This is a genomic window from Fusibacter fontis, assembly GCF_055378735.1.
Genome location: NZ_AP042445.1, coordinates 900,428 through 925,017, shown reverse-complemented (window position 1 = coordinate 925,017; position 24,590 = coordinate 900,428). Strand labels below are relative to the sequence as shown.

Annotated in this window: 19 protein-coding genes; 14 read left to right on the top strand and 5 right to left on the bottom strand. The window is 35.7% G+C overall.

All coding sequences use genetic code 11. The annotated features are described in order from the left end of the window. Nucleotides 1–18: 18 nt before the first annotated feature. Nucleotides 19–612, bottom strand: coding sequence for a hypothetical protein (locus tag ACZ41W_RS04140; protein ID WP_464313622.1), 594 nt, complete (start codon nucleotides 610–612; stop codon nucleotides 19–21). A gap of 268 nt (nucleotides 613–880) precedes the next feature. Between ACZ41W_RS04140 and clpB the strand changes: the two genes are divergently transcribed. After that, entirely contained in the window at nucleotides 881–3,535 is a 2,655-nt protein-coding gene (clpB, locus tag ACZ41W_RS04135) for an ATP-dependent chaperone ClpB (protein WP_464313621.1), read from the top strand. A gap of 70 nt (nucleotides 3,536–3,605) precedes the next feature. On the opposite strand, the gene ACZ41W_RS04130 is transcribed toward clpB, so the two are convergent. Both ACZ41W_RS04130 and ACZ41W_RS04125 read right to left on the bottom strand, forming a co-directional pair. Further along, nucleotides 3,606–4,379, bottom strand: a complete 774-nt coding sequence (locus ACZ41W_RS04130) for a TPM domain-containing protein (protein ID WP_464313620.1) — start codon at nucleotides 4,377–4,379, stop codon at nucleotides 3,606–3,608. Between the two features lie 28 nt (nucleotides 4,380–4,407). Further along, nucleotides 4,408–4,977, bottom strand: coding sequence for a LemA family protein (locus tag ACZ41W_RS04125; RefSeq protein ID WP_464313619.1), 570 nt, complete (start codon nucleotides 4,975–4,977; stop codon nucleotides 4,408–4,410). Between the two features lie 172 nt (nucleotides 4,978–5,149). On the opposite strand from ACZ41W_RS04125, the gene ACZ41W_RS04120 reads away from it, so the two are divergent. From ACZ41W_RS04120 to ACZ41W_RS04105, 4 genes are read left to right on the top strand one after another with little or no spacing between them, the layout of a single operon-like run. Further along, on the top strand, nucleotides 5,150–6,952 hold the full coding sequence (locus ACZ41W_RS04120) for an SLC13 family permease (RefSeq protein ID WP_464313618.1): 1,803 nt from the start codon (nucleotides 5,150–5,152) through the stop codon (nucleotides 6,950–6,952). A gap of 10 nt (nucleotides 6,953–6,962) precedes the next feature. Continuing rightward, the gene (locus ACZ41W_RS04115) at nucleotides 6,963–7,397 is read left to right on the top strand and encodes an ATP-binding protein (protein ID WP_464313617.1); all 435 of its coding nucleotides are present in this window, start codon (nucleotides 6,963–6,965) and stop codon (nucleotides 7,395–7,397) included. Further along, entirely contained in the window at nucleotides 7,379–7,684 is a 306-nt protein-coding gene (locus tag ACZ41W_RS04110; RefSeq protein WP_464313616.1) for an STAS domain-containing protein, read from the top strand. The genes ACZ41W_RS04115 and ACZ41W_RS04110 overlap by 19 nt, the downstream gene beginning before the upstream one ends. Before the next feature lie 24 nt (nucleotides 7,685–7,708). Then, entirely contained in the window at nucleotides 7,709–8,884 is a 1,176-nt protein-coding gene (locus ACZ41W_RS04105; protein ID WP_464313615.1) for a PP2C family protein-serine/threonine phosphatase, read from the top strand. A 13-nt stretch (nucleotides 8,885–8,897) separates the two neighbouring features. On the opposite strand, the gene ACZ41W_RS04100 is transcribed toward ACZ41W_RS04105, so the two are convergent. Together ACZ41W_RS04100 and ACZ41W_RS04095 are read right to left on the bottom strand one after the other, a co-directional pair. Further along, nucleotides 8,898–12,812, bottom strand: a complete 3,915-nt coding sequence (locus ACZ41W_RS04100; protein ID WP_464313614.1) for a response regulator — start codon at nucleotides 12,810–12,812, stop codon at nucleotides 8,898–8,900. Beyond that, nucleotides 12,809–13,975, bottom strand: a complete 1,167-nt coding sequence (locus ACZ41W_RS04095) for a response regulator (RefSeq protein WP_464313613.1) — start codon at nucleotides 13,973–13,975, stop codon at nucleotides 12,809–12,811. Before ACZ41W_RS04095 ends, ACZ41W_RS04100 begins: the two co-directional genes overlap by 4 nt. A 177-nt stretch (nucleotides 13,976–14,152) precedes the next feature. Here ACZ41W_RS04095 and ACZ41W_RS04090 point away from each other — a divergent pair, with 177 nt between their 5' ends. The 9 genes from ACZ41W_RS04090 to ptsP all read left to right on the top strand — a co-directional run bounded on the left by ACZ41W_RS04090 (nucleotide 14,153) and on the right by ptsP (nucleotide 24,560). Beyond that, complete coding sequence (locus ACZ41W_RS04090) at nucleotides 14,153–15,505, top strand: TldD/PmbA family protein (RefSeq protein WP_464313612.1); 1,353 nt, start codon at nucleotides 14,153–14,155, stop codon at nucleotides 15,503–15,505. 3 nt (nucleotides 15,506–15,508) lie between these two features. Continuing rightward, nucleotides 15,509–16,825 carry a TldD/PmbA family protein gene (locus ACZ41W_RS04085; RefSeq protein ID WP_464313611.1) on the top strand — a complete coding sequence of 439 codons (1,317 nt, stop codon included), beginning with the start codon at nucleotides 15,509–15,511 and terminating at the stop codon, nucleotides 16,823–16,825. A 1-nt stretch (nucleotide 16,826) separates the two neighbouring features. Beyond that, nucleotides 16,827–17,318, top strand: a complete 492-nt coding sequence (locus ACZ41W_RS04080) for a methylated-DNA--[protein]-cysteine S-methyltransferase (RefSeq protein WP_464313610.1) — start codon at nucleotides 16,827–16,829, stop codon at nucleotides 17,316–17,318. Between the two features lie 151 nt (nucleotides 17,319–17,469). After that, nucleotides 17,470–18,213: a phosphatase gene (locus ACZ41W_RS04075; RefSeq protein ID WP_464313609.1), complete on the top strand. Its 744-nt coding sequence runs from the start codon at nucleotides 17,470–17,472 to the stop codon at nucleotides 18,211–18,213. 2 nt (nucleotides 18,214–18,215) lie between these two features. Next, nucleotides 18,216–19,874 carry a GGDEF domain-containing protein gene (locus ACZ41W_RS04070; protein ID WP_464313608.1) on the top strand — a complete coding sequence of 553 codons (1,659 nt, stop codon included), beginning with the start codon at nucleotides 18,216–18,218 and terminating at the stop codon, nucleotides 19,872–19,874. A 149-nt stretch (nucleotides 19,875–20,023) separates the two neighbouring features. After that, nucleotides 20,024–20,443, top strand: a complete 420-nt coding sequence (locus ACZ41W_RS04065; protein ID WP_464313607.1) for a PTS sugar transporter subunit IIA — start codon at nucleotides 20,024–20,026, stop codon at nucleotides 20,441–20,443. A gap of 8 nt (nucleotides 20,444–20,451) precedes the next feature. Then, nucleotides 20,452–20,913: a PTS sugar transporter subunit IIB gene (locus ACZ41W_RS04060; RefSeq protein WP_464313606.1), complete on the top strand. Its 462-nt coding sequence runs from the start codon at nucleotides 20,452–20,454 to the stop codon at nucleotides 20,911–20,913. Between the two features lie 23 nt (nucleotides 20,914–20,936). Next, on the top strand, nucleotides 20,937–22,877 hold the full coding sequence (locus tag ACZ41W_RS04055; protein WP_464313605.1) for a BglG family transcription antiterminator: 1,941 nt from the start codon (nucleotides 20,937–20,939) through the stop codon (nucleotides 22,875–22,877). Between the two features lie 54 nt (nucleotides 22,878–22,931). Then, complete coding sequence (ptsP, locus tag ACZ41W_RS04050) at nucleotides 22,932–24,560, top strand: phosphoenolpyruvate--protein phosphotransferase (RefSeq protein ID WP_464313604.1); 1,629 nt, start codon at nucleotides 22,932–22,934, stop codon at nucleotides 24,558–24,560. Nucleotides 24,561–24,590 lie beyond the last annotated feature (30 nt).

Sequence of the window (24,590 nt, the reverse complement as noted above, 5' to 3'; positions counted from 1 at the left end):
TGAACAGAATGAATGTGACTAAATTGAATAACCAAATGTATGATGAATACTTTCGATGAGATCAATCACATCTTTCACGTAGGAATCGTGGACACACAGATAAACCGTTTTTTGACTCCTTACAGCTGAGATTAAACCTATAAAATATCCATCTCCCAACAGTTCAATTTTTCCAACTTCATCGATAAAAATTTCGTCTATTTCATTTGATAATGATAGATTAGAGATGAGTGTATTGGCATAATTAAAGGCATCTTTACAAAAAATAAATCGATCGTGAAGGTAGTATTCATTAAAATGGACTTCCAATCCTCGATCTATTTCATCTGAAAATTGACCAATTAATTGCTCGCGTGAAATAACAGGCTCAAGAATATCCTGATTATTTTTTAAATGCATGATTTCAGACATATGACTTGCATCACAAGCTAACAAAATGCGTCGATTGTTTGTGATGTTACGGAGGGCATATCCTATGGCAACTTCATTCATCATGATTTTTTCACTAATAAAGCCACCGATGCGATTTGCAATCTTTTTCTTTTCACAACAAATAGAAGTGAGTCTTCGTGTTTTACCGGCATTATAGCCACCCGTTATCATATAAATCATAGGCTACCTCTTTTCAGTTTTATGTCTTTACATACTTACCCAAACAGGGCGGCTTTAATTAAAAACATGCTGAGTAGGTGCGCTCAAGTAGAATCTAAGATCATTTGAATATGACTCTTGATAAATGTGTAAATTGATTGTAAATAATATGTGTTTTGATTGACATTAAAAATGCAGAAAACTATAATGAAGCTAAGAATTAGCACTCTCGCTTGCCGAGTGCTAATTTGTGGAATTGAACGAAACTAGATAGATAAGGAGTGAGACTATGAATGCGGATAAAATGACAAAAAAAACGATTGAAAGTATTGAAACAGCACAAAAAATGGCGATCAAGTACAATCATTCACAAATAGATATCATTCATTTACACTATGGATTGTTAGAAGATGAAAATGGTTTAATCTCAAATGTTTTACAAGGAAATGGCATTGACATCAAGTCGTATCGACAAGATGTATTGAACATCATCGAAAAAATGTCAAGAGTGTATTCAGATCAAAATGAGGTTTTTGCATCTCGGCGATTAAATAAAGTTCTGATTGATGCTGAAGATGAAGCTAAAAAATTGAATGACGACTTTATGAGTGTTGAACATCTCTATTTGGCACTTATAAATAATGTCAGTGGCGATGAAAAACAAATATTAAATCATTATAAAATAGACCGTCAGTTGTTTTTACAAGGACTTGCAAAAATTAGGGAAAACAAACGTGTCACGTCGCAAAATCCAGAAGACGCCTATCAAGTACTCGAAAAATATGGTCGCGATCTAGTTGAAATGGCTAAAAAAGGAAAACTTGATCCAGTTATTGGAAGGGACGAAGAGATTCGCCGTGCGATTAGGATTTTATCGCGAAGAACAAAAAATAATCCGGTTCTTATTGGAGACCCAGGCGTCGGCAAAACAGCAGTCATTGAAGGTCTTGCGCAACGAATTTTAGCTGGAGATGTCCCAGAAGGATTAAAAGATAAGACCATCTATGCACTGGATATGGGGGCTTTAATAGCGGGTGCGAAGTTTAGAGGTGAATTTGAAGAGCGACTGAAGTCAGTTTTAGATGAAGTGAGTCAATCAGATGGAAAGATTATCTTATTCATCGACGAACTACACAATATTGTTGGTGCTGGGAAAACAGAAGGTGCAATGGACGCAGGCAATTTATTAAAACCGATGCTTGCAAGAGGTGAATTAAGACTGATTGGTGCGACGACAATAGATGAGTACCGTAAATATATTGAGAAGGATGCTGCACTTGAAAGACGTTTTCAACCTATTTTGGTGGGAGAACCGAGCATTGAAGATACAATAGCCATTTTAAGAGGCCTAAAGGAAAGATTTGAAATTCATCATGGCGTTCGAATTACGGATTCAGCGATTATTGCTGCGGCTCAATTATCAGAGCGATATATTTTGGATCGCTTTTTACCAGATAAAGCCATAGATTTAATGGATGAAGCGCTTTCTATGCTGAGAACTGAAATTGATTCTATGCCGCAAGAACTCGATCAACTCAATCGAAAAATCATGCAAAAAGAAATAGAAAAGCAAGCGATGAGCAAGGAGACAGATAAACACTCGATTCAAAGGTTGGAGAATTTAGAGCTAGAGATCACTGAGCTAAAAGAATCTCTACATGCGTTAAAAGCGAGATGGGAAGTTGAAAAGGCGTCAATAGACCGAGAGAAACACGTCAAAAAAGAAATTGAAGCAGTGAAATACAAAATTGATGAAGCAGAAAGACAGTATGATTTAGAAACGCTTGCACAACTCAAATATGGTGATTTAGTTAGACTGACAAACGAACTTGAGTCCATACAAAAAGAACATGAAAATGATAAAAATAATCAGTCTTTACTAAAAGAAGAAGTGACAGAAGACGAAATCTCAGAAATCGTTTCAAAATGGACGGGAATTCCAGTTCAAAAATTAATTGAAGCGGAGAGAGAGAAGCTATTAAACTTAGAAAATATACTTCATCAACGTGTGATTGGTCAAAATGAAGCGGTTCAGTATGTTAGTGATGCTGTAATTCGCGCCCGTTCAGGACTAAAAGATCCAAGTAAACCGATTGGTTCATTTGTATTCTTAGGACCGACAGGTGTTGGTAAAACTGAGTTAGCTAAAACTCTTGCTGAGGCTCTCTTTGATGACGAAAATAATTTGATACGAATTGATATGAGTGAGTATATGGAAAAATTTTCTGTATCGCGTCTCATTGGAGCGCCTCCAGGATATGTTGGATATGAACAAGGTGGGCAATTAACTGAAGCCGTGAGAAGAAAACCATACAGTGTCATTTTATTTGATGAAATTGAAAAAGCACATCCTGAAGTATTTAATGTTCTGCTGCAGCTTCTGGATGATGGTCGATTAACAGATGGCCAGGGAAGAGTGGTAGACTTTAAGAATACCGTGATTATTATGACTTCTAATATTGGAAGTTCCATTTTGCTAGATTATATGAGTCAAAGCGAAAATATGAGTCAAAACGGAAATATGAGTCAAAACGAATATGGACATGAAGATGCAAATGCACCGCAGATTCCTGAGTCTATTCGTGATGAAGTCATGGAGTTGATGCACCGATCCTTTAAACCAGAATTTCTAAATCGCTTAGATGAAGTTGTTTTGTTTACACCACTGACATTGGAAGCAATTGAGGGAATCGTGGACTTGACTATTCAATCTGTTCAAAAGCGATTGGATGATAAAAATATGGTCTTAATCATTTCCTCAGAAGCGAAAAAACAACTGGCTAATGATAGCTATTCGCCAGTTTTCGGCGCAAGACCAGTAAAACGCTTCATTCAAACAACTGTCGAAACTCGTTTAGCACGCGCTATTATTGCTGGAACTTTTGGAGATGGAGATGTGATTCATCTAGATGTAAAAGACGGACAGTATTATTTTAGTAAATAACAAAAAAACCGATAGAGTCGATGGATATTGAATCCATTACTCTATCGGTTTTTGTTTGATTCATGCTTACTTACCAAGATCTAGAACTTCCGCCGCCGCCACTGCTGCCGCCGCCACCACTGAAGCCACCAAATCCGCCACCTTTACCACCGCGTCCACTTCTTGCAGCGGTATAGATGATAAATCTTGTGAGTCGTCCACGATTGAGAATTAAATCTAGTAGAATGACAATAAATATGATAATTCCTATCAATACTTTGCCAATGGTGAGTTCTGAGTCTTCATCAGCAGAAGTTGATGTTTCTACGTAATAGTCATTTGAACTTTTCAAGTCGTCAGCGTCTATTTGGTATTCCGCATATACTTCTTCGGCGATTTTTAAGTAGGTACCTAGTATACCTTCATCATATTTTTTCTCTTTGAAATTGCCGATGAGGTAATTGTCTTGGATACGTCCTGTCTTAGAATCATTCAGGATACCTTCAAGTCCATAACCCACTTCAATTCTGCTTTCACGGTCGTCCATAGAAACAAGTAATAGGACGCCGTTATTTTTTTTGCTATCGCCAATTCCCCATTGCTTAAATAGTTTATAGGCATATGTTTCAATGTCTAACCCATCCAGTGAATCTACTGTTACAACGACGATCTGTGCCCCTGTTTGTTCAGCTAAAGGAGCAGCAGTTTGAACAATGGTGTTTTCCGTCTCGTCAGATAAAACATCTGCAAAATCGTTAACATAGAAATTTTTTGTTGGATCGGGGATACTTTCGCCAAATGTGATGCAACCACCCATTACAGTGATAAAAATCAGTAGAACGAGAGGAATTATTCGCTTATTCAATGGGATCACTCCTATTTTTTATTCGTTGTTAGTTACCAAAATCGACAGTTGGTACTTGTTCAGAACCTTCAGTAGCTTCAAAATATTTCGCATCTTCAAAACCTAGCATTTTTGCAAAGATAAACATTGGGAATGATTTAGCGACTTTATTATAGCTTTTTGCAGTTTCGTTGTATTCCATTCTCGCAACAGAAATTCTGTTTTCTGTGCCTGCTAATTCATCCGATAATTGGATAAAATTTTCATTTGCCTTTAAGTCTGGATAATTTTCAGATATTGCGAGTAATCTTCCCAATGCACTATTTAACGCTGCATCAGCCTCTGCTTTATCCGTCATGTTTGATGCACCCATCATTGCTGAACGTGCTTCCGCAATGCCAGTGAAAATTTCTTCTTCATGTGCAGCATATGCTTTTACAGTTTCAACAAGGTTTGGAATCAAGTCATTTCTTCTTTGAAGTTGGTTATCTATTTGACTTTCTGCGCTTTTTACTTCTTCATTCAATGTGACGAGTTTGTTGTATTTGGATATAACGGTTCCAAATAATAACGCGACAACTAATCCAATTACTAATAATACGACTAAACCTTTTTTCATTATGACACCTCATTATAAATTTGATTTTGTACTTAAATGGATATAATGTCATATCAACAATTAAGTGACAGGTTAATTATAATTGAAAAAAATTAAAAAAACATTAATAAATAGCGTAAAAGATGTTAAAAAAAGGGTATATTTATAAAAATTCTTATGTTGGAGGCAGGATATGAAAAAAACAATTAAAATTGGAATTTTCGTATTAATCGTGTTACTATTTATTGGATTTTTTTATTATTTATTAGAGTATAAAGAGACGCATCATATTGATAATAAGGAATTCCCTATATCTGAGGCATCCTATTCAACGGATGAAAATGATGGGTTACTTGATATACTGAAATCAAGACTCGCACAAGAGCCTTTTAACATAGTGGTGACATTGATTTTCTTTATGGCGATCTTTCACTCGTTATCCGTCAATTTTTTCAATAAAAAGGCGCATGAGTTTGAAGAACGATTTGAGCATTTAAAAGCAGAAGGAAAAGTTGATAAAAATTCGAAACCGATGATTTCGACCATTTTTCACTTTTTAGGTGAAGTGGAGGTCGTATTCGGATTGTGGTCGGTTCTTTTAGGGGTATTGTGTTCTATTTACTACGATTGGCATACATTTGTTGAATATGTAAATTCACTTTCTTATCGTGAGCCTATTTTTATTATTATCATCATGATCATTGCCTCTAGTCGTCCAATTCTTAAATTGTTTGAAATCATCTTGTGGCGTATTGTGAAAATATTTAAAGGAACGTTGCAGTCTTGGTGGATTTCGATATTAATTCTATCTGCATTTTTAAGTTCGTTTATTACGGGACCTGCTGCAATGACCATTTGCGCGTTATTGCTGCTGGATAAATTCTATGTACTTAAACCTTCAAAGGGATTTAAATATGCGACGCTTGCGCTCTTATTTGTGAATATTTCTGTTGGGGGTGCGATGACGAACTTCGCTTCACCACCAGTTTTGATGGTGGTCGATGTTTGGGATTGGGACATGGGTTTTATGATGATGACATTTGGATGGAAGTCCATCATAGCAATCGTGATTAGCACCATTTCTTACTATATTTTATTTAGAAAAGAATTTGCAATTTTAGAAAAACCACATCAAGACTTACAGTACAAAAAATACATTCAAAAGCGTTTTATCAGTCAAAAAGAACTTGAAATTCTATTTGAAGATTTAGAACAAAATGTGGATAAAAGAATGGGATATTCAACTGAACTTCGAGCATTTTCTGGCATCCTAAAAGACAGTTTAAAAGAAATTGCAAAAAGAAAGTTGACAAAGACCGAAATTGAAGAATATGATGTGAACAATGCAATAGAAGAAAAATTTGAAAGTATCGTCAATAAGCAATTTAGAAGAACTATTCCAGGACTATTGCCTGTAGAGGAAAGGGATCATTATGAAGACCCCGATTGGGATCAAAGAGAAGATCACGTACCATTTTGGATTATGATCGTCCATGTTTTGTTTATGCTTTGGACGATTATGAATGCACATGAAACCATCTTTTTTATTACAGGTTTTCTATTTTATCTCGGTTTTTATCAAATAACCTCATTTTATCAAAATAGAATTGAATTTAGACCGGCTTTGATGGTTGGTTTCTTCTTGGCAGGATTAGTGGTACATGGAACGCTGCAGTCGTGGTGGATTGCGCCTATACTTGGTAATTTACCGGCACTTGGACTTAACTTGGCTTCGATTATATTGACTTCATTTAATGATAATGCTGCAATCACTTATCTAAGTACTTTAGTACCAAATTTTCCGGACGTGTTAAAATATGCCGTTGTCAGTGGTGCGATTACAGGTGGTGGTTTAACAATTATCGCAAACTCACCCAACCCAATCGGACAATCAATTTTAAAACCATATTTTCCAGAGGGAATTGAAGCGGGAAGTTTATTGAAATACGCTTTAATACCGACGATTATTGCAATGGTGATTTTTTACGTTCTATAAGGAGCTCATTATGATTGTATTTGAAAAAACCATTGAGTCATCATTTGAGGCAGTAGACGAACTTGTTAACCTCGTCATGGAACAAATAGAAAATGAATTTACGATGATTGACGCTCATCAACTGTTCAAAATTAATTTTATGTTAAGGGAAATATTGAATAATGCTGTTGAACATGGAAACCATTTTCAACTTGACAAAGATGTTTTTCTAGAAGTAGTATATGAAGAGCCAATCTTAGCTTTTTTAATTAGAGATGAAGGCGAAGGTGTCAATAAAAGTGATATTGACCCAGATAAACTAGATGCTGATTTCTTGTTAAGAGAACGTCAAAGAGGCTATCAAACGATACGCGAAATGGATTTTGATATAAAAGTTAAAGGGAATGAAGTAACGGTTTTACTTAATTTAAATCAGGAGGTCAAGTTATGGAAGCACAATTGTTAGGGGATTGCATGAGATTGATATTAGTAGAAGGGCTTACTGCAAATAATGTATCAAAATATAATCAGAAAGTCGATGAACTCCTTAAGACTCAACCTGAATATTCAGAAGTGATACTTGACCTATCCAATATTCGAAATATTGATTCAGTGGGCGTTACATTTGTTATCAGTCTTTATAAAAGATTTGAATCAATAGGGATTAACTTTAGTGTTTCAGGTGCAAGTGATGATATTATGAATTTATTTAAACTGATGAAATTAGATCAATTTTTTGATATGAGAAAATAAGTAAGAGAAAACGTGGAGGCTATGATGTCTTATCACATATTAATCGCGGATGATGCAATGATGAATCGCACCTTGGTAAAAGATATTTTAGAGCGCAATTTAAAGAATATTACGTTTTCTGAGGCAATCAATGGTCTAGAAGTACTTGAAATAGTTGAAAAAGAACCGATTGATTTGATTATTCTCGATTTGATTATGCCTAAAATGGACGGATATGAAACACTGAAACTTTTAAAAGCCCATCCTATATATCACGACATTCCAGTTATTGTAAACAGTTCTATTACTGAGATTAAGTCGATTGAAAGAACACTTGAAGAAGGTGCGGTTGATTATTTTACAAAGCCTCTATCACCAAATGATATGCAAATAATCCTTCCTTTGAAAGCAAAAAATGCACTATTGCTTCATGAACAACAAAAGACGATTATTGCATTGAATCATCAAATTAGTCAGGAATTAAAGAATGCAAATGCATTTGCGAATATCATGCTTCCTAAGGCGACACAGTTTAACACGATTGAATTATTTATTAAATACCATCCTTCGTTGGGAATTGGAGGAGATTTTTTCGACTGTGTTGAAAAAGACAATAAAATTTACTTTATGATGGCGGATGTTACGGGACATGGAATCGCAGCCGGAATGGCATCATCAATGGTTAAAATCATGTACCGTCGAATTATTGAACATGATGGCATTATGCCACATGAGGTATTAAAAGAAATGAATGACATGATTTTTAAAACTTTTGATTTTGCTGGAAAAGATCATTATTTTGTCTTTACAGCTTTTGTTGGAATGATCGATAATGATAAACTCTATTATGCAAACGCGGCGCATCCATACCCGATGCTTTATCGGGCAAATACGAAATCCTTTACTGAAATTCGACAAAATGGATTTCTCGTAGGGATGCTAGACTTTGTGACGTACGAGACAGAGTCTACTGATTTTTCAGATGAAGATGTTTTGTTCCTTTATACAGATGGATTGTTTAGTGCCGGCAGTGACTCAGATTTTACAGGTTGGGAAGATGTCTTTAAGCTGAGTAAAAGGTTTACGTTTGAGATGGAAGAAAATCCAGATGAGTTTTTAGAAGAGTTATTTTATGCATTCCATGTCATTCACAAATCAAGAGATACTGATTTCACCGATGACGTCGCGATGATGCTCATAAAAAAAAGAAGTAACGATTAGGTTGCTTCTTTTTTTATGAGTTTTTGATGAGTTGATGGACGATTTCAAGTGCTTGATCATACGTGTAATCGTTTAAATAAGTTTCAATTTTAAATACATCCTCTCCATAAGCTGTTCTTAGCGCATCTTTATATTGATCGAATAAGATATTGGCTTGCGTATTGCTCTCCATTATGAGTTGTTTAAGTTCATTTAAAATGGTCAAGAGTTGTTTTTTGTTTAAAGTAAGATCTTGCTCAGCGGTTATTTTTTTAGTGAGTGGGTAGAGTTCGGTTTTTAAGCTATAGATATCCGAAACCAGTTCAATAGAGCGAGATTTAATGGTCACATCATCCGCGTGATTTCTAAGATGTTCATAGAGCGTCGAGGAAGAATGATGTATTTTTACAGCACCCAAGTTGCCAGATGTTCCTTTTAGAGTATGTACCAAATCTCTTAGACTATCATAATCATTTTCCTTGATATACTCATTTATTTTTATGGCATCTCGACTAATTTCTTCAGTAAATTGCTTGATTAACTTTTGGTACAAATTTTTATCACCCAGTAAAGTATTGAGCCCTTTTTCATAATCCAATCCAATGAGTTGATCGAATAATTCAAGTTTAAATTCGGTTAATTCTGGCTGAGGCGTGATCACATCCATATCGCGAACATCATCACGGTTTGAAGTTGGCTTAAGCCACCGAACAAGGCATTTATAGAGTGCATCAGGCTTAACGGGTTTTGAGAGATGATCGTTCATACCTGCGCGAATTGCCCGAATTCTATCCTCTTCAAATGCATCTGCTGTCATGGCCACGATAGGCAAGAGTCGGTTTTTAGTTTTTTGTCTGATAAGTTCTGTTGCTTGATAGCCATCCATTACTGGCATATGAATATCCATGAGAATCAAGTCATAGTCTCGTTGATCGACTTCATGTACAGCAATATCACCGTTATCTGCCACTGTAACATGCATACCAACAGCTTCTAGTAGCTGAGTGGCAACTTCTTGGTTAATTTTGCTATCTTCAACAAGCAATAGCTTTGAATGTTTCCGTAGAGCCAAATCAGTTTCATAGTCTGAAAACAGAACAGGTTCTTCATAACCACTAGCACGATTAATCAGTTCAATGACTTCATCGTGTACTCTTGAAGGAGTTAATGGTTTATAAATAATTTTGTCAATTTTGATTTCTTTAAGCGCGTTATTTGGTAATTGTATATCGTTAACTCTTAGTTCTGTGTTTAATGTTGCTAGAATAATTCTTGGTAATTTTGGAATATTGAGTTCGTCTATGTGACTTGCTAAATATTGGAGTTCTCTTAGACCAGAATCGATGTCAATAAAAATGAGATTATAAGGTAGTTTGTCAGGATCAGGTTTTCGTAGTTTTTCCAGAGCCATAAGTGGTGTTTTGATAATATCAAAATCTACGTGGATGTTGGACAATATATTTTTATAGAGCAAATGATTTTGTTCATCATGATCTAAAATGAGAATTCGGATATTTGAGATGATGGGCATATCTAATATTTCGCTAAACGAAACCGGAATATTAAAGGGGAGCGTAATTTTAAATGAACTGCCCTCTCCAAGCGTGCTTCTAACAAAGATGTCGCCACCCATTAGTTCAACAAGTTTTTTGCTGATTGAAAGCCCTAATCCAGTTCCGCCGTATTTTCGAGTGATAGAATCGTCCGCTTGAATAAAATCATTGAACAAAAGGTCAATTTGATCTTGGGACATACCGATACCAGTATCGACAATTTCAAATGACAATACCACTGAATTTCGAGTTGCTGTGATAATTCTAGCAATGATGCTGATTTCACCTTTTTCAGTAAATTTAACGGCATTATTGACTAAGTTAAGGAGTATTTGACTTAATCGATTGCCATCACCGAGAAGTCTTAAAGGGATGTGATCTAGATCGACATACAGTTTTAGGTCTTTCTTAACCACGGTATTTGAAACAATGCCACATATGTGATCTATGACGCGAGATGGTTCAAACTCATGTATACTAAGATTCATTTTATTTGCCTCTATTTTGGAGATGTCCAGTATATCATTGATGATTTGGAGTAAATGGTTCGCAGAGTCGATGAGTTTTGTTAATTGATCGTTTTGTTTAGCCGTTAATGGATCGTGTCTTAATAAATGTGCAAATCCCAAAACAGCATTAAGTGGTGTACGAATTTCATGACTCATGTTTGATAAAAATGCACTTTTTGCGCGGTTAGCGGATTCGGCTGATTGAAGTGCAGCTTCTAAATCAGACGTTCGCATGGAAATCATTTCTTCAAGATGCACTTGATAGGACTCGAGTTCTTGTAAAATGGATTTTTTTTCAGTGATATCTTGAGAAGTCCCCATAGCTGTTATCGCTGTTTGGTCTTCGAAATCAAAATTTGCTTTAACTTCTATCCATTTTATTCCTTGATCCGTTTGAATGCGATGTTGTAATACATAAGGCTTTCCTTTTAAAGCAGCTTTCCACTTGCTTAGAACAATCGGACGATCTTCTGGAAATATTTTTGACTGAAATAATTCAACAGTAATAGGGATTGAAGAATCAATTTCAAATATACGATACATTTCTTTTGACCAAGAAAGTCTTTTATTTTGAATGTCCATAGACCAGTGTCCTGTTTTTGAAACTTCTTGAGCTTTCGTAAGTAAATCTTCACTTTTTATTAGAGCTTGATGTGCTTGTAATAGATCGCGATTCATAAATGCGGTTCCAAGCTGATCTGCAACAGAACATAAGAAGGTAATCTCATCAGGTTCCCAAGTATAATGTTCATTTTTATGCGAAATATGTAAAAAACCAATGATGCCGTCATCACTATTTATACGACAGGCGATACTTCGTGAATTTTGTGATTTGAGTTGAATCATGTTATCTTTGTATCTGTTATGAAGAAGGGATTGGTGGTATTGATTGATCTTTGATTCATCATCTACTACGTGAGTTTGATGGGTATGTTTTTTATGTTGATAACAACTGATACAGTTTAGAGCGGTATGATTGGATTCAAATAGGCAAACGGCAACTTCTTGATATTTTAATGCATCCACTAAAAGCTTTGTGATATCATCAGCACATTGTATAACATCACCATTGATACGAGAATCCATACTGGAAATTTTCAGGATGATTTCTGTGTGACTTTGTAATCGTAAGAATTGATTGCTGAGTTTTTGTTCGGTTTTGACACGAGAATCAATATCATTGATCGCTGCTAATATGCAAGTTTCTTTTTCGTAGTTTACAACAGATGCAGAAATCAATGCCCAAAAAGGTGTTTTCTTGTAATCGTATAAACGCACTTCAAAATCATAGATTTCGCCTTTATCCATCAAGATGCCAAGCATTTTGTCGCGATCGGAGGGAATACAATAATATTGTTTTGATAATAGACCAAAGAGTCGATCCTCATTAAAGTTCAGTTGAGATTTTGCTCGTTTATTCGCATAGAGAAAAACGCCATCTCGTATTCTCGTAATAACAACTGGAAATGGTGCGTTTTCTAATAAATTTTTAAATCGAATTTCACTTTCTTTTAACTCTTGTAACATGTAAAACCTTTGTGTGATATCGTGTAAAATGACCATGACGTCTTGATCTTCATTGAGGATCATGAGCTGACACTCGTAATGATGATTGCCATCTGGCAAAATCATATCGTATTCAAATCTCGTTGGACGCATAAGTGCAGTTGTTCGAGTGACTGTTTCTAGATAAATTTTGACGACGTTGTGCGGCAAAATATTATCCAACTTCTGATACAAAAATCTCTCTTTTGGAGAACTGGCATACGTTATATCAGATGCTTGATAATCTTGAATGACAAGGTGTTTATCAATTTTAAAGATCATGTCCGGTATATGCTGAAAATAAAGAGACATTAAGTCATATTTATTTTGCATGTCTTTCATAGTTGTTCCTCCAAGTCACAGAAGTCATTTTCACTATCAACAACATTTTCCAGGTTTAGATCGTTTCGAATTTCTTCGAATAAATCAAATTTCTTAATAAAGCAATCAACTATCTGCGGATCAAATTGTATACCACTTTGTGATACAATGTATTCTTTTGTTTCTTCTGTTGACCATGCTCGTTTATATACACGGGTATTTGTAAGGGCATCAAATACATCTGCAAGTGACATTAAACGAGCTGAAATCGGGATAGCCTCTCCCTTTAAACCGAGTGGATAACCACTGCCATCCCATTTTTCATGGTGAAATGTGGCGATAATCTCAGCTTCTTTCAAAAAAGCTAAGGCATCTTTTGATAGAGAATCTTTACCAGTTCTATTGGTCATATAGGCCTTTTGCATTGCTGTTTTTATGGCATTACCACCAATCATGCAGTGATTTTTCATAATTTCAAATTCTTCAGGGGTATAAATCCCTGGTTTATTGAGAATTGCGTCAGGAACACCTATTTTACCGATATCGTGTAGAGGAGTTGCTTTTACGATACGACGTATAACTTCCTCTGTGAGAATTTTTTTATATTTTGGTAATTTACTAATTTCATTAGCTAAAACTTCAACATATGAACGTGTTCTCAAAATATGCTTGGATGTTTCAACATCTTTCGCTTCAGTTAATTCAGTAATAACAAAAAGAGTGGCATCTTGTATGAGTAGATTTTCTTTTAATCTTCTATTGACTTCGGCTTCTAACCATTCATTTTTGTCTTTTAAAATATCCCGAGCATGTTTGAGTTCGAGCTGAGTTTTTACACGTTCTAATACAAGCGTTGGATTAAATGGTTTCGTAATATAATCGACAGCGCCTAAATGAAGTCCCTTTTCTTCATCGTAGCTCGAACCAAGCCCAGAAATAAATATCACAGGAATATGCTCAAACTGTTCATTCTTTTTAAGTTGAGCAAGAACTTCATATCCATCAAGTTCAGGCATCATGATGTCTAATAATATAAGATCAGGTAATGTTGTAGAATGAATAAGTTTTAACAAATCATTTCCTGATTTACAAGCCCTCACCTTATAATGCGATGATAAGACTCTGCTTAGAATGGAAATATTAAGAGGTTCGTCATCCACAATTATGATTTCATATTCTTTCATAGATCCTCCAATGAACAATGTTTTTACAATAATTACCCTTATTTATCAAGAATAATTCATCACATTTTCAGAAAATTGGATTAAATTAAAGATTTATAGTTGCGACGTTTATTTTAATGGTGTAGACTAATACTAAGGGGCACGAAATATTATGTAGTAGTCAATGAGGAGGTCATTATGGACATTCAAAAATTTAAGTCACAATTATTGACTGAGGGTTTTTGTGATATGAGATATCAGGATTTTACGCTGACATCCATAAAAGGAACAAAAAAAGAAATTGATACCGTCGCAGTTATCAAAAAAAGCGGAGGAAATGTTCGCGTCTTAACTGGCGGTGCATTTGGAACATTTTGCTTTACAAATCCAGAGGATGTATCATTTGCATTAAAAGAGGCTAAGTTTGCAAGTGATATGATTTCAGGGAAGAAAGAATTTACACATGTAGAGAAAAATAAAGATCATGTCAAAGTTTCGCCAAAACTCGATCCAAGAGATGTGACGATAGATGAAAAAAAGCAAATGATTCAGACGTATATGAATTTGTTCATGGATTATCCTGAAATTGTCAATCTTGAAACTGAGTACTATGAACAGTTTACAGATACGCTCATCCTCAACAACCTGGGAACAGAAGTGAGACAAGAGGAATTGATTTGTGGGTTGAATTTTAGAATCACCTCTAAAAGAGGGGATTTGACACAAATAACGCGATTATCTTTTGGTGGAGAAGAGAGTTTCGAGGATTTAATGAATAAAGAGTCTGAAATCTTAGCGAAGGCAAAGCAAACAGTGGATTTATTAGATGCTGAACCGGTTGTGGGTGGAAATTATGACGTAATTCTTGATAGTGACGTCAGTGGCCTATTTATCCACGAGGCTTTTGGTCATTTAAGTGAGTCTGATAATTTGATTGGCAATGACGCTTTGGCAAAAACTATGACATTAGGAGCGGAGTTTGCGGTTCCTGAGTTTAATGTAATTGATGATCCAACGCTGTCAGGATATCCGGGCAGTTATGTATACGATCACGAAGGAACGCGTGCGAAAAAAACCCACTTAATTCAAAATGGCAAATTGACGGGTAGATTGCATTCACTTGAAAGCTCTCATTTTATGAATGAAGTTCCAACTGGACATGCTCGTGCAAAAAACTTTGGCTTTACTCCAATCGTGCGTATGGGTAACATCTACATTGATAAAGATCGTCATTCACTTGATGAGATGATCGCTTCAATCGACAACGGACTATACTTATTTGGATCTGCAGGCGGTCAAACAAGTGGCGATACCTACACATTTGCCGTACAAGGTGCCTATAAGATTGAAAAAGGGAAATTGACGACGATGGTGCGAGACTTAGCATTAACGGGCCATTTATTTACAACCTTTAAAAATATTGAAATGATTGGTAATGAAGTTGGATTCTCAAAAGCAGGTGGCTGCGGAAAAGGTGGACAAATTCTCATTAAGTCTGGAAAGGGATCTGCACCAATAAAAATCAAAAATATGGGCATTGGAGGAAAATAGACGATGAAAAATATATTGAATAAAGCCCTAGAAGTAGCTGATAGTGCAGAAATTTATAAAAGAGATATTTTTAGCACTTCTGTAGATTTAGTCCTTGGCTCGATTCAATCCATTGAATCAGAGAAGAAAACAGAGATTTCTTTAAAAATAATAAAAGATGGAAAAGCTGGAATGGCTGTTGCAACATCACTTGAAGATGAGACTCTGGTTGAACGTGCGCTTATCTCGCTAAAGTATCAAGCATCGGAATCAGATCCGTTTTTAAATGAATCCTATCATCCCGTTCAATCCGCTTGTGACGAGACAAAAGCGCTCTCTACTGAAGATCTAGTAGAAGCAGCGATGTCGCTCTACCGTCGTTATCTGGAAAAAGCACCCGACCTGGATATGCTCGTCAACTATAGCAAAACCGTTAAACATGTTCACCTTATGAATACAGAAGGTTTTGATGGACATTATGATTATACAAATATAACAGCAGGGACATTTACTTTAAACAAACAAGGTTTTCACTGTACAAGTAATGAAATATCTTCTGCAAAAATGCCTGAGTTTACAGATGCACAAATTGATCAACAGATTCACCTCCACAAGCTCGACGCTCAACCGATTGAACTTGGAACTGAAAGAATGCCAGTGATTTTTGCTGGAAAGGTTATGGGATCTCTCATGCTTCGCGTATTAGGGGGTGTCAATGGTGGCAATGTCGTGAAAGAAATTTCACCACTTTGTGGTAAACTCGGTGAAAAAGTGTTTTCGGATAAGTTGACCATTCGCGATGATGGCACAATGCCATACGGTGCGAATACCGTTGCATTTGATGATGAAGGGACACCTAGCCAAAATACGGTATTTATAGAAAATGGTGTTTTAAAGTCCTACTTAATGACTGCGAAACAAGCAAAAAAACTAGGGATGAAAGCCACTGGTAATGCCATTAAAAAGACGCTATTTTCAAATGAAATTGAAGATGCGCCTTCTGTAAATGATACGAATTTTATCATTGAAGGTGAGATGATGCCTGATGAGGCTCTGTTTAAAAAAGTGAAGCGTGGCCTTTATATTACAGGCGTTATGGGTTCACATACTGGAAATATCAATCAAGGTGAGTTTTCTATGAACATTTCTTCAGGTTTTCTAATTGAAGACGGTCAACTCACTGGAAAAGTGAAAGGCGCAATGATTGCTGGAAACATCTATGATTTATTTACCAAAATTGATGGTATTGGTAATGAATATGAGACGATGAGAGGCTTATTCTATGTCATGGGATATTCTCCAAAAGTTCTTTTTAGTGAAATGAATATCGTAGGTAAATAGTATGGAAATTCGCATTGTAAAATCCTTAATTGGAAATATCCTCGTGATAGTTGAAGGTGGATTTGTCACAAAAGTTGAGTTTACAAAGTTGCTTGAGGATGAGAAGTGTTTAAATGATGTAGGCGACCCGGTAGAGGAACAAATTGCTGATGAAGCGGCGCAACAGCTGATTCAGTATTTTAACGGAAAGCGGAAAACATTTACAGTTCCACTTAATCCCAAAGGTACACCGTATCAACAATCCGTGTGGAATGCACTCCAGACTATTGAGTATGGGCAAACAGTAAGTTATAAAGAAATTGCAAAGCGCGTTGGCAATGAAAAAGCATCAAGAAGTGTCGGGATGGCCAATCATAACAATCCAATCGCCATTATGATTCCCTGTCACAGAGTCATTGGGGCGAATGGAAAACTAGTGGGGTATGCAGGTGGCATTGATCTGAAACAATGGCTCATCAATCATGAAAAGAAAAAGCATGATGAAACGTCATAAATTCAAGTTATAAAAAATAGATAAAATCAATCCCTTTTATAAACTTTTAATAGAAGGGATTTTATCTTTTTTGTAGGGGCTTTTTGTAGGTCTAATTAACATTAATATGATATAATAATATGGTTTAATTAATTTGAAAGGTAGTGACATCATGAGTTTAGCAAAAAGCTTAAAATATAACCAGATTGATTTACACACACATAGTATCGTGAGTGGTCATGCATATAGTACAATTGCTGAAAATATTGAAATAGCAAAAGAAAGACAACTTAAAATTTTAGGTTTATCTGAGCATGCACCGAGTATGCCTGGGAGTACGCATCCCTACTACTTTAGCAATATGAGGGTGTTACCCAATAAGATAGAGGATCTTATCGTTTTAAAAGGCGCAGAACTCAACGTCTTAAATGACAAAGGTGATGTAGATTTAGATGCATTTACACTTGATTTTTTAGATTATGCAATCATTAGCTTGCATATGCCGTGTTATGAAGATTTGGGCAAAGAACGAAATACAGATGCGTTGATTCATGCGATGAAGCATCCAAAAGTACTCATTGTAGGTCATCCAGATGATGACCGTTTGCCAGTCAACTATGAACGCTTAGTAAAAGCAGCGAAAGAACACCACATTTTAATCGAAGTGAATAATAGTTCATTATCACCTCAAGCTTTTCGTGTCAATGCAAGAGAAAACTATGAAGAATTACTCAAATACTGCGAAGCGTATGCCTGCGATGTAATCATAAATAGCGACAGTCATTTTTATGAAGACATTGGTAATTGGTCATATGCGATAGAGTTACTGGATTCACTTCATTTTCCCAAAGAGCGAATTGTCAATTTTGATTTAGATCGATTGATGACTTATGTCAAAGGATGCAACAGGAGATAAATATGAAATTAAGCCGTGAAAAGACGGTAGCATTAGGAATCGTATTGAGTTTGATTGTTTTTCTTTTTCTCATCTCGATGTGTTTACCTAGTGAACAATTGAAAATTGGCTCGAGTTCACTAGCTTCATTAAACGAGCATTGGACGATTCTCATAAACGATAGTCAATATACGGATCAGTCGTTGCCCTATATTCAAAAAGTACCTGCGGGGGAGACTTACGAAACGTATACCGTACTAGGAAGTGATTTTAATCAGGCACAAACTTTAAGAATTAGAAGTTCGATGCAGTTGATTGAAGTTTACTTAGACGGAGAACATCTCTTTAAAAACCAAACTTCAGAGTCATTTCATTCATTTTTGACTGTTCCTGAAGTGAGTGCTTGGTATTTTGTTGAAATACCAGCTAATAGTGCAGGAAAAGAGATCCGAGTTAAGTATGCTTCAGAAGTTCAAAGCTTTTCTGGACGAATTAACTCAGTCTATTATGGAGATGCAGATGCACTTGCATTAGATATCATTAGAAGTCAAAATGGCGGACTGGTGATTGGGCTCCTGCTATTGGGAATCGGGATCATTGCGCTTGGTCTTTTCTTTTCCTTGCCGAGTATTGAAGATAGTCGCATGTTGTATTTGTCGCTGTTCGCGTTTTCTACTGGATTATGGATTATTTCTGAGATGAAAATGATGCAACTTTTTACAGGAAATCGTTTTTTTATTAGTGGGATTAGCTATATTGCGCTTTCTGTTATTCCTGTGTCATTTTGTCTTTACCTAAAAAGAGTGGTTCTACCACGCTATAAAGCGATTTTAAATGGCTTTATTTGTATATTTTTTGTGCTATTTTTTGTTGATTTAGCGATTCAATTTCTAGGTATAATGCATTTTGTTGAAATCATTACACTCAATAATTTCTTTATGCTAATTGGAATTTTTACGACGATGTTTTTGCTATTATATGAATCGATTCACTATAAAAATAAACAAGCGCAGAAATTTGCTTTATACTTAAGTATGTTGGTTGCCGTTGTATCTTTCGAGATTATTCAGTTTTTCTCGGAGAATTTTAATGTGATTTCATATTTGAGTCGCTTTGGACTTATTTTCTTCTTCATTTTATTATTACTTGATACCAGTCGGTATATCAGTATGCTCATTCAAAGTCGAAAAGAAGCTGAAATCTTTGAGCGACTTGCTTATATGGATATTTTAACAGGTGCTGGAAATCGTACAGCATTTGAAAAAGCAGTTCATGAATGGACACGAGATACATCCATGATGAAATATCGGTTGGCTCTATTTGACATCAATTATTTAAAGCGTATTAATGACCATTTTGGCCATAAAGCTGGGGATTTAGCAATTATTAAGAGTCATCATTGTATTGATGAAATCTTTAGAGATATTGGAACGTGTTATCGTTTAGGAGGAGATGAATTTGCCTGTATCATGTCTAATATTGATGAGACTGAGTATCACAAGCGTATTATTCGCATGAAAGAACTCCTAATTCGCGAAAGTGGTGATTTGCCATTTGAGTTATCTGTATCATCGGGAAGTTTAGAGTATTCTGAGCATGATTCATCGGATTTTGATGCATTTTTTGATAAAGTAGACCAAATACTATATAAAAATAAAAATAGTTATAAAGAATCACTATAAACAGACACTATAAACAATCACTGATCACGTGGTTGTTTTTTTATGTAAATTAAAAAAATAAACCATTTTACCGGAATGATGTTAGAAAAACATATGTTTAGATGATAGAATAATGTATAGTATACTAAACATAGCAAATGGAGGCTCATATGAGACATTTTATTATTGCTTCGCATGGCAACATGTCAGAGGGCATGTTAGATTCAATTGAAATTGTATCTGGACAAAATAATTCTGTTTTTACAGTGTGTGCTTTTAAAAGTCATTTGAGTTATCAAGAAGAGATAGAGCGCATACTTGTTGAAAATCCTGCGGATGAATGGATTATTTTGACGGATATTGTACATGGAAGTTTAACGCAGCATTTTCTGACGTTGACATCACAGTATCGCATGAAAATCATTGCAGGCGTTAATTTTCCATTGGCACTTTCTCTATTGCTCATTCCTGAGGATCAACCCATCGATGAGTCTCGAATTTTGGAGGAAATCGAGATGGCAAGAGAGCATATTCGATACATCAATCCAAGTAAAATCATCATCGAATCAGAAGATGAAATTGAAAGTTAGAGGTACTTATGTCAATTGTGCATATAAGAGTAGATGATCGCTTGATTCACGGTCAGGTAGCGATGATTTGGTCAAGACATTTAGGGGCTACGCGTTTTATGGTTGTCGATGAAAGCGCTATACAATCAGATTTGGTCAAGATGTCTTTGAAATTAGCGACTCCAAGCAATGTGAGTTTATCCATTTTAACCATTTCAAAAGCAGCAGATCGGATTCTTAAAAATGCGTATCAAGGACAACGTGTCATCTTAATTGTAAAATCACCTGCTGTTCTGCTCGCGTTATTAGATCTAGGCGTGAAAATTGATGAGGTCAATGTTGGGAATTTAAATGATTCTCATGGATGTCATAAATTAAGCGATTCTATTCAAATAACGCAAGATCATTTTGAACAGCTCAATTTATTGAAGCAAAAAGGTGTGAAAGTCATTTTACAAAGAGTACCGACAGATGAACCTATTGAATTTTAACGTTCAAAGATAAGGATTGATAGATGCTTGGAAAAAGAGAAATTTTAATTATGAAGCATTTGCTAAATGCGAAAAAAAATGTCAGCAGTGAAATGCTTGCAGTCATACTAGGCGCATCGCCGAAGACCATTCGAAATTCATTGGCAGCAATTAGTGACATATTAAATTATGCAGGCGGAGCACGTCTCATTACTAAAACGGGTTCGGGAGTGACGTTAGATGTATATGATGCAGACGAGTTCAAGGTATTTATGCAGAGTTTTCATGCCAAATATTTAGATGCATATTGGATGCCATCAAGTGCTTCTGATCGCGTACATTTTATTATTCGAACTTTATTGATTTCAGAAAGTTATATAAAGATGGAAACGTTGATGAATACGCTTTTTATCAGCCGTGTGAGTTTGTCAAAAGATCTTAAAATAGTCAGAGAAACGCTTATAAAATACCACTTACGATTGCAACATAGAGCAAAATATGGATTGAAGATCATTGGAAATGAAATGCATATTCGCATGGCACTTGTGGATTATTTAGAAGTTGATGAAGATGTTCAATATTTTGATTTTGAACAAACCCAATTTTTGTATCATCGAGATCCTAAAGAGATTTCTGAAATCATTACTCAATGTCTCGTGTCCAATCAGATATCGATTTCAACCAATTCGATTAAAAAGCTGATTAAGTACATCATCGTTGCTGAATATCGAATGTCCATTCACCACTTTGTATTCTTAGTATCGGAAAAAATGGAAACTTTGAAAAATACGACTGAGCTTGTCGTCGCAAAATCCATTCATGAGCGATTAAATATGAACTTGAACGATGCGGAAATGTCCTTCTTAGCGATTTTTATTTTATCAAGACGACACATGAGCGTGACTGAAACATTGGACATGCCAGAACTGATTAAAATGAGTCGCGAAGTTTTGGAATTTGTTTCAGAAAAGTGCCATTGTAATTTTCAGCGTTATGATATTTTGGAACAAGAGTTGGCAAGATATTTAAGAGGCATGAGCGTTCGATTAAAGTACGGGCTTGAAAAGCGAGACGTAGGAATACTGGAGAGTAAGTCGAATAACCCAGCTTATGAAATGGCAGTTGTGGCGATGGACTTTATCTCTAAAAAATGGCAATTCGACATTCAAGAAACAGAACTGGCTTTTTTATCATATCGGTTTTATGATCATTTTCGAATTGCAGCATTCTATAGACAGTCTAAAATATTGGTGATTTTGTCAAATGGTAAGAATGCAGCGGACTTATTCATACATGAGCTGAAAGGTTATTTTGGCGAATTCATCAGCACTGTTCATTCAATTGAATTCTACGAATTACAGTATATAAATGCTGCGGATTATGATGTTATCATAACCGATATTCCCGCGATTCAATTTGAGGTAGAGATTGAAATTCGTCGTGTAAATTATTATTTTACAGATCAAGATATTCTAAAACTCGAACGTTTTTTTAAACGTAGGACTCGAAATTTTGCAGCGTATTTAGACTGCTTTAAAAGAGAGCTGTGCTTTTATGATGTCGAGTTGGATTCTAAAAACGCTGTGATTCAGTTTTTAACGGATGCAATTGACCTCTATTTATCAAAAGAAATTCATAAAACTTTTTCATATGATGATCTATTTCAAGCCATAGAGAATCGTGAAAGCATCTCTTCTACTGAGAGAGGAAATTCAGTGGTAGTCCCACATACGCTATATCCTATCACGAATGAAACGCTCATTGCTTATGCACGGTTGAAACGTCCAATCAAATGGGAAAACGAGGTATGCCAATTTGTTTTTATGGTGATACACGGAAAACAGGATCCGTCTCCCTATATTCATTTGAGCCTAACAAAACTAATGACGGGGAGTATAGAGTTTGTATATGACCTATATAAAACGAATTCGTACGAGGATTCGATAAAAGTTATGAAAGAACATATTGAATTGCTGCCAATTTAAATCAATCATTTTAAATCAATCAGTTCAAATCGTTAATTTTGAGGAGTGTATCGCATGTTAAAGGGAATTCCAGCATCAAAAGGTTATGCAATTGGAAAGGTTGTTAAGTTAGAAAAAGAAGCATTCGTTGTAAAACAAGGCGTCTGTGAGGACATTGAACGTGAGCTGTTGGTTTTAGATGAAGCAATTGATCGAACAAAACATCAAATTAAGCAAATTAAAGAAAAGACATTGAAGAATATTGGTCCAAAAGAAGCGATGGTATTTGATAGCCATCTGATGATTTTAGAAGATCCTGAATACATTGGAAGTATTCGAAATGCAGTTAAAGAAGAACATTTGCACGCATGTGCTTCAACAGAGAAGACGATGCATTTTTTTCAGGAGATATTTAATCAAATGGAAGATGTCTATTTAAAAGAACGCGCTGCCGATATTGAGGATATTTCGAATCGATTAATTCGAAATATTCTCGGCATGGTGGATTTAAATAGTGGCGTTGAACCAAACTCTATCATTGTTGCGCATGATTTAGCACCTTCAGATACAGCACAACTGGATAAAAGCACGGTACTTGCATTTTTGACGGATATTGGTGGGTTGACTTCACATAGCGCAATTATGGCGAGAAGTATGGAAATATGTGCAGTTGTGGGCATGGGGGATATCACAGAAAAAGTTAAAAATGGGGACTGGATTATTGTTGATGGGTTTAACGGAAATGTGATTTTAAATCCGAGTCAAGAAGAAATTGATGAGTACACACTTAAACTGGAAACGTTCCTTGAAGCAAAAAAAGCCCTTGTGAAATATAAAAATCAGCAATTAAATTATCCCAATGGTAGAAAAATCAGTGTTGCAGGTAATATTGGCTCTGTTAAAGACCTTGAAACTGTTCTTGAAAATGGCGGAGAAGGAATTGGCCTCTTCCGTACAGAGTTTGTGTTTATGGATCGCGAAACAGTGCCATCTGAAGATGAGCAATTTGAAATATACAAAACCGTTGCGCAAAGCATGCCTGAACACGCAGTCGTTATCAGGACTCTCGACATCGGTGGTGATAAACAAATTCCATACCTGAATATGGAGCCAGAACTCAATCCGTTTTTAGGTCTGAGAGCCATTCGTTTATGCTTTAAATTCGAAACGATATTTAAAACACAAATTCGCGCACTTTTAAGAGCAAGCGTCTTTGGTCAAGTACACATGATGATCCCTATGATTGGAAATGTTGACGAAGTGAGACAAGCAAAAAAAGTGATTGAGCAATGTAAGGAAGAATTAAGAGCTGAAGGGATTTTGTTTAATGTAAATATTCCCGTGGGAATTATGATCGAAATTCCAGCAGCAGCGATTTGTGCCGATGTTTTAGCAAAAGAAGTAGACTTTTTTAGCATTGGGACGAATGATTTGATTCAGTATACGTTAGCTGTGGATCGTATGAATTCAAATGTGTCTTATCTCTATGATCCTATGAATCTTGCAGTTTTACGGTTGATTGAAAATTCAATACGCGCAGCACATGAAGCGGGAATTTGGTGTGGGATGTGTGGTGAAATGGCAGGAGACTTAAATGCGACGGAACAGCTCCTCAAGATGGGCTTAGATGAGTTTTCAGTTACTGGAGCTCATATCTTAGAATTAAAGCAAAAAATTGCTCAGTCTTTGAGTAACATTAAGTAATTCAATAGTGATACAGGGATGCGACTTATT

What these genes read in the sequence shown, in the direction of transcription:
- ACZ41W_RS04140 (WP_464313622.1), bottom strand. Translation starts at nt 612, where the DNA reads ATGATTTATATGATAACGGGTGGCTATAATGCCGGTAAAACACGAAGA.
- clpB (WP_464313621.1), top strand. Translation starts at nt 881, where the DNA reads ATGAATGCGGATAAAATGACAAAAAAAACGATTGAAAGTATTGAAACA.
- ACZ41W_RS04125 (WP_464313619.1), bottom strand. Translation starts at nt 4,977, where the DNA reads ATGAAAAAAGGTTTAGTCGTATTATTAGTAATTGGATTAGTTGTCGCG.
- ACZ41W_RS04120 (WP_464313618.1), top strand. Translation starts at nt 5,150, where the DNA reads ATGAAAAAAACAATTAAAATTGGAATTTTCGTATTAATCGTGTTACTA.
- ACZ41W_RS04115 (WP_464313617.1), top strand. Translation starts at nt 6,963, where the DNA reads ATGATTGTATTTGAAAAAACCATTGAGTCATCATTTGAGGCAGTAGAC.
- ACZ41W_RS04110 (WP_464313616.1), top strand. Translation starts at nt 7,379, where the DNA reads ATGGAAGCACAATTGTTAGGGGATTGCATGAGATTGATATTAGTAGAA.
- ACZ41W_RS04105 (WP_464313615.1), top strand. Translation starts at nt 7,709, where the DNA reads ATGTCTTATCACATATTAATCGCGGATGATGCAATGATGAATCGCACC.
- ACZ41W_RS04100 (WP_464313614.1), bottom strand. Translation starts at nt 12,812, where the DNA reads ATGAAAGACATGCAAAATAAATATGACTTAATGTCTCTTTATTTTCAG.
- ACZ41W_RS04095 (WP_464313613.1), bottom strand. Translation starts at nt 13,975, where the DNA reads ATGAAAGAATATGAAATCATAATTGTGGATGACGAACCTCTTAATATT.
- ACZ41W_RS04090 (WP_464313612.1), top strand. Translation starts at nt 14,153, where the DNA reads ATGGACATTCAAAAATTTAAGTCACAATTATTGACTGAGGGTTTTTGT.
- ACZ41W_RS04085 (WP_464313611.1), top strand. Translation starts at nt 15,509, where the DNA reads ATGAAAAATATATTGAATAAAGCCCTAGAAGTAGCTGATAGTGCAGAA.
- ACZ41W_RS04080 (WP_464313610.1), top strand. Translation starts at nt 16,827, where the DNA reads ATGGAAATTCGCATTGTAAAATCCTTAATTGGAAATATCCTCGTGATA.
- ACZ41W_RS04075 (WP_464313609.1), top strand. Translation starts at nt 17,470, where the DNA reads ATGAGTTTAGCAAAAAGCTTAAAATATAACCAGATTGATTTACACACA.
- ACZ41W_RS04070 (WP_464313608.1), top strand. Translation starts at nt 18,216, where the DNA reads ATGAAATTAAGCCGTGAAAAGACGGTAGCATTAGGAATCGTATTGAGT.
- ACZ41W_RS04065 (WP_464313607.1), top strand. Translation starts at nt 20,024, where the DNA reads ATGAGACATTTTATTATTGCTTCGCATGGCAACATGTCAGAGGGCATG.
- ACZ41W_RS04060 (WP_464313606.1), top strand. Translation starts at nt 20,452, where the DNA reads ATGTCAATTGTGCATATAAGAGTAGATGATCGCTTGATTCACGGTCAG.
- ACZ41W_RS04055 (WP_464313605.1), top strand. Translation starts at nt 20,937, where the DNA reads ATGCTTGGAAAAAGAGAAATTTTAATTATGAAGCATTTGCTAAATGCG.
- ptsP (WP_464313604.1), top strand. Translation starts at nt 22,932, where the DNA reads ATGTTAAAGGGAATTCCAGCATCAAAAGGTTATGCAATTGGAAAGGTT.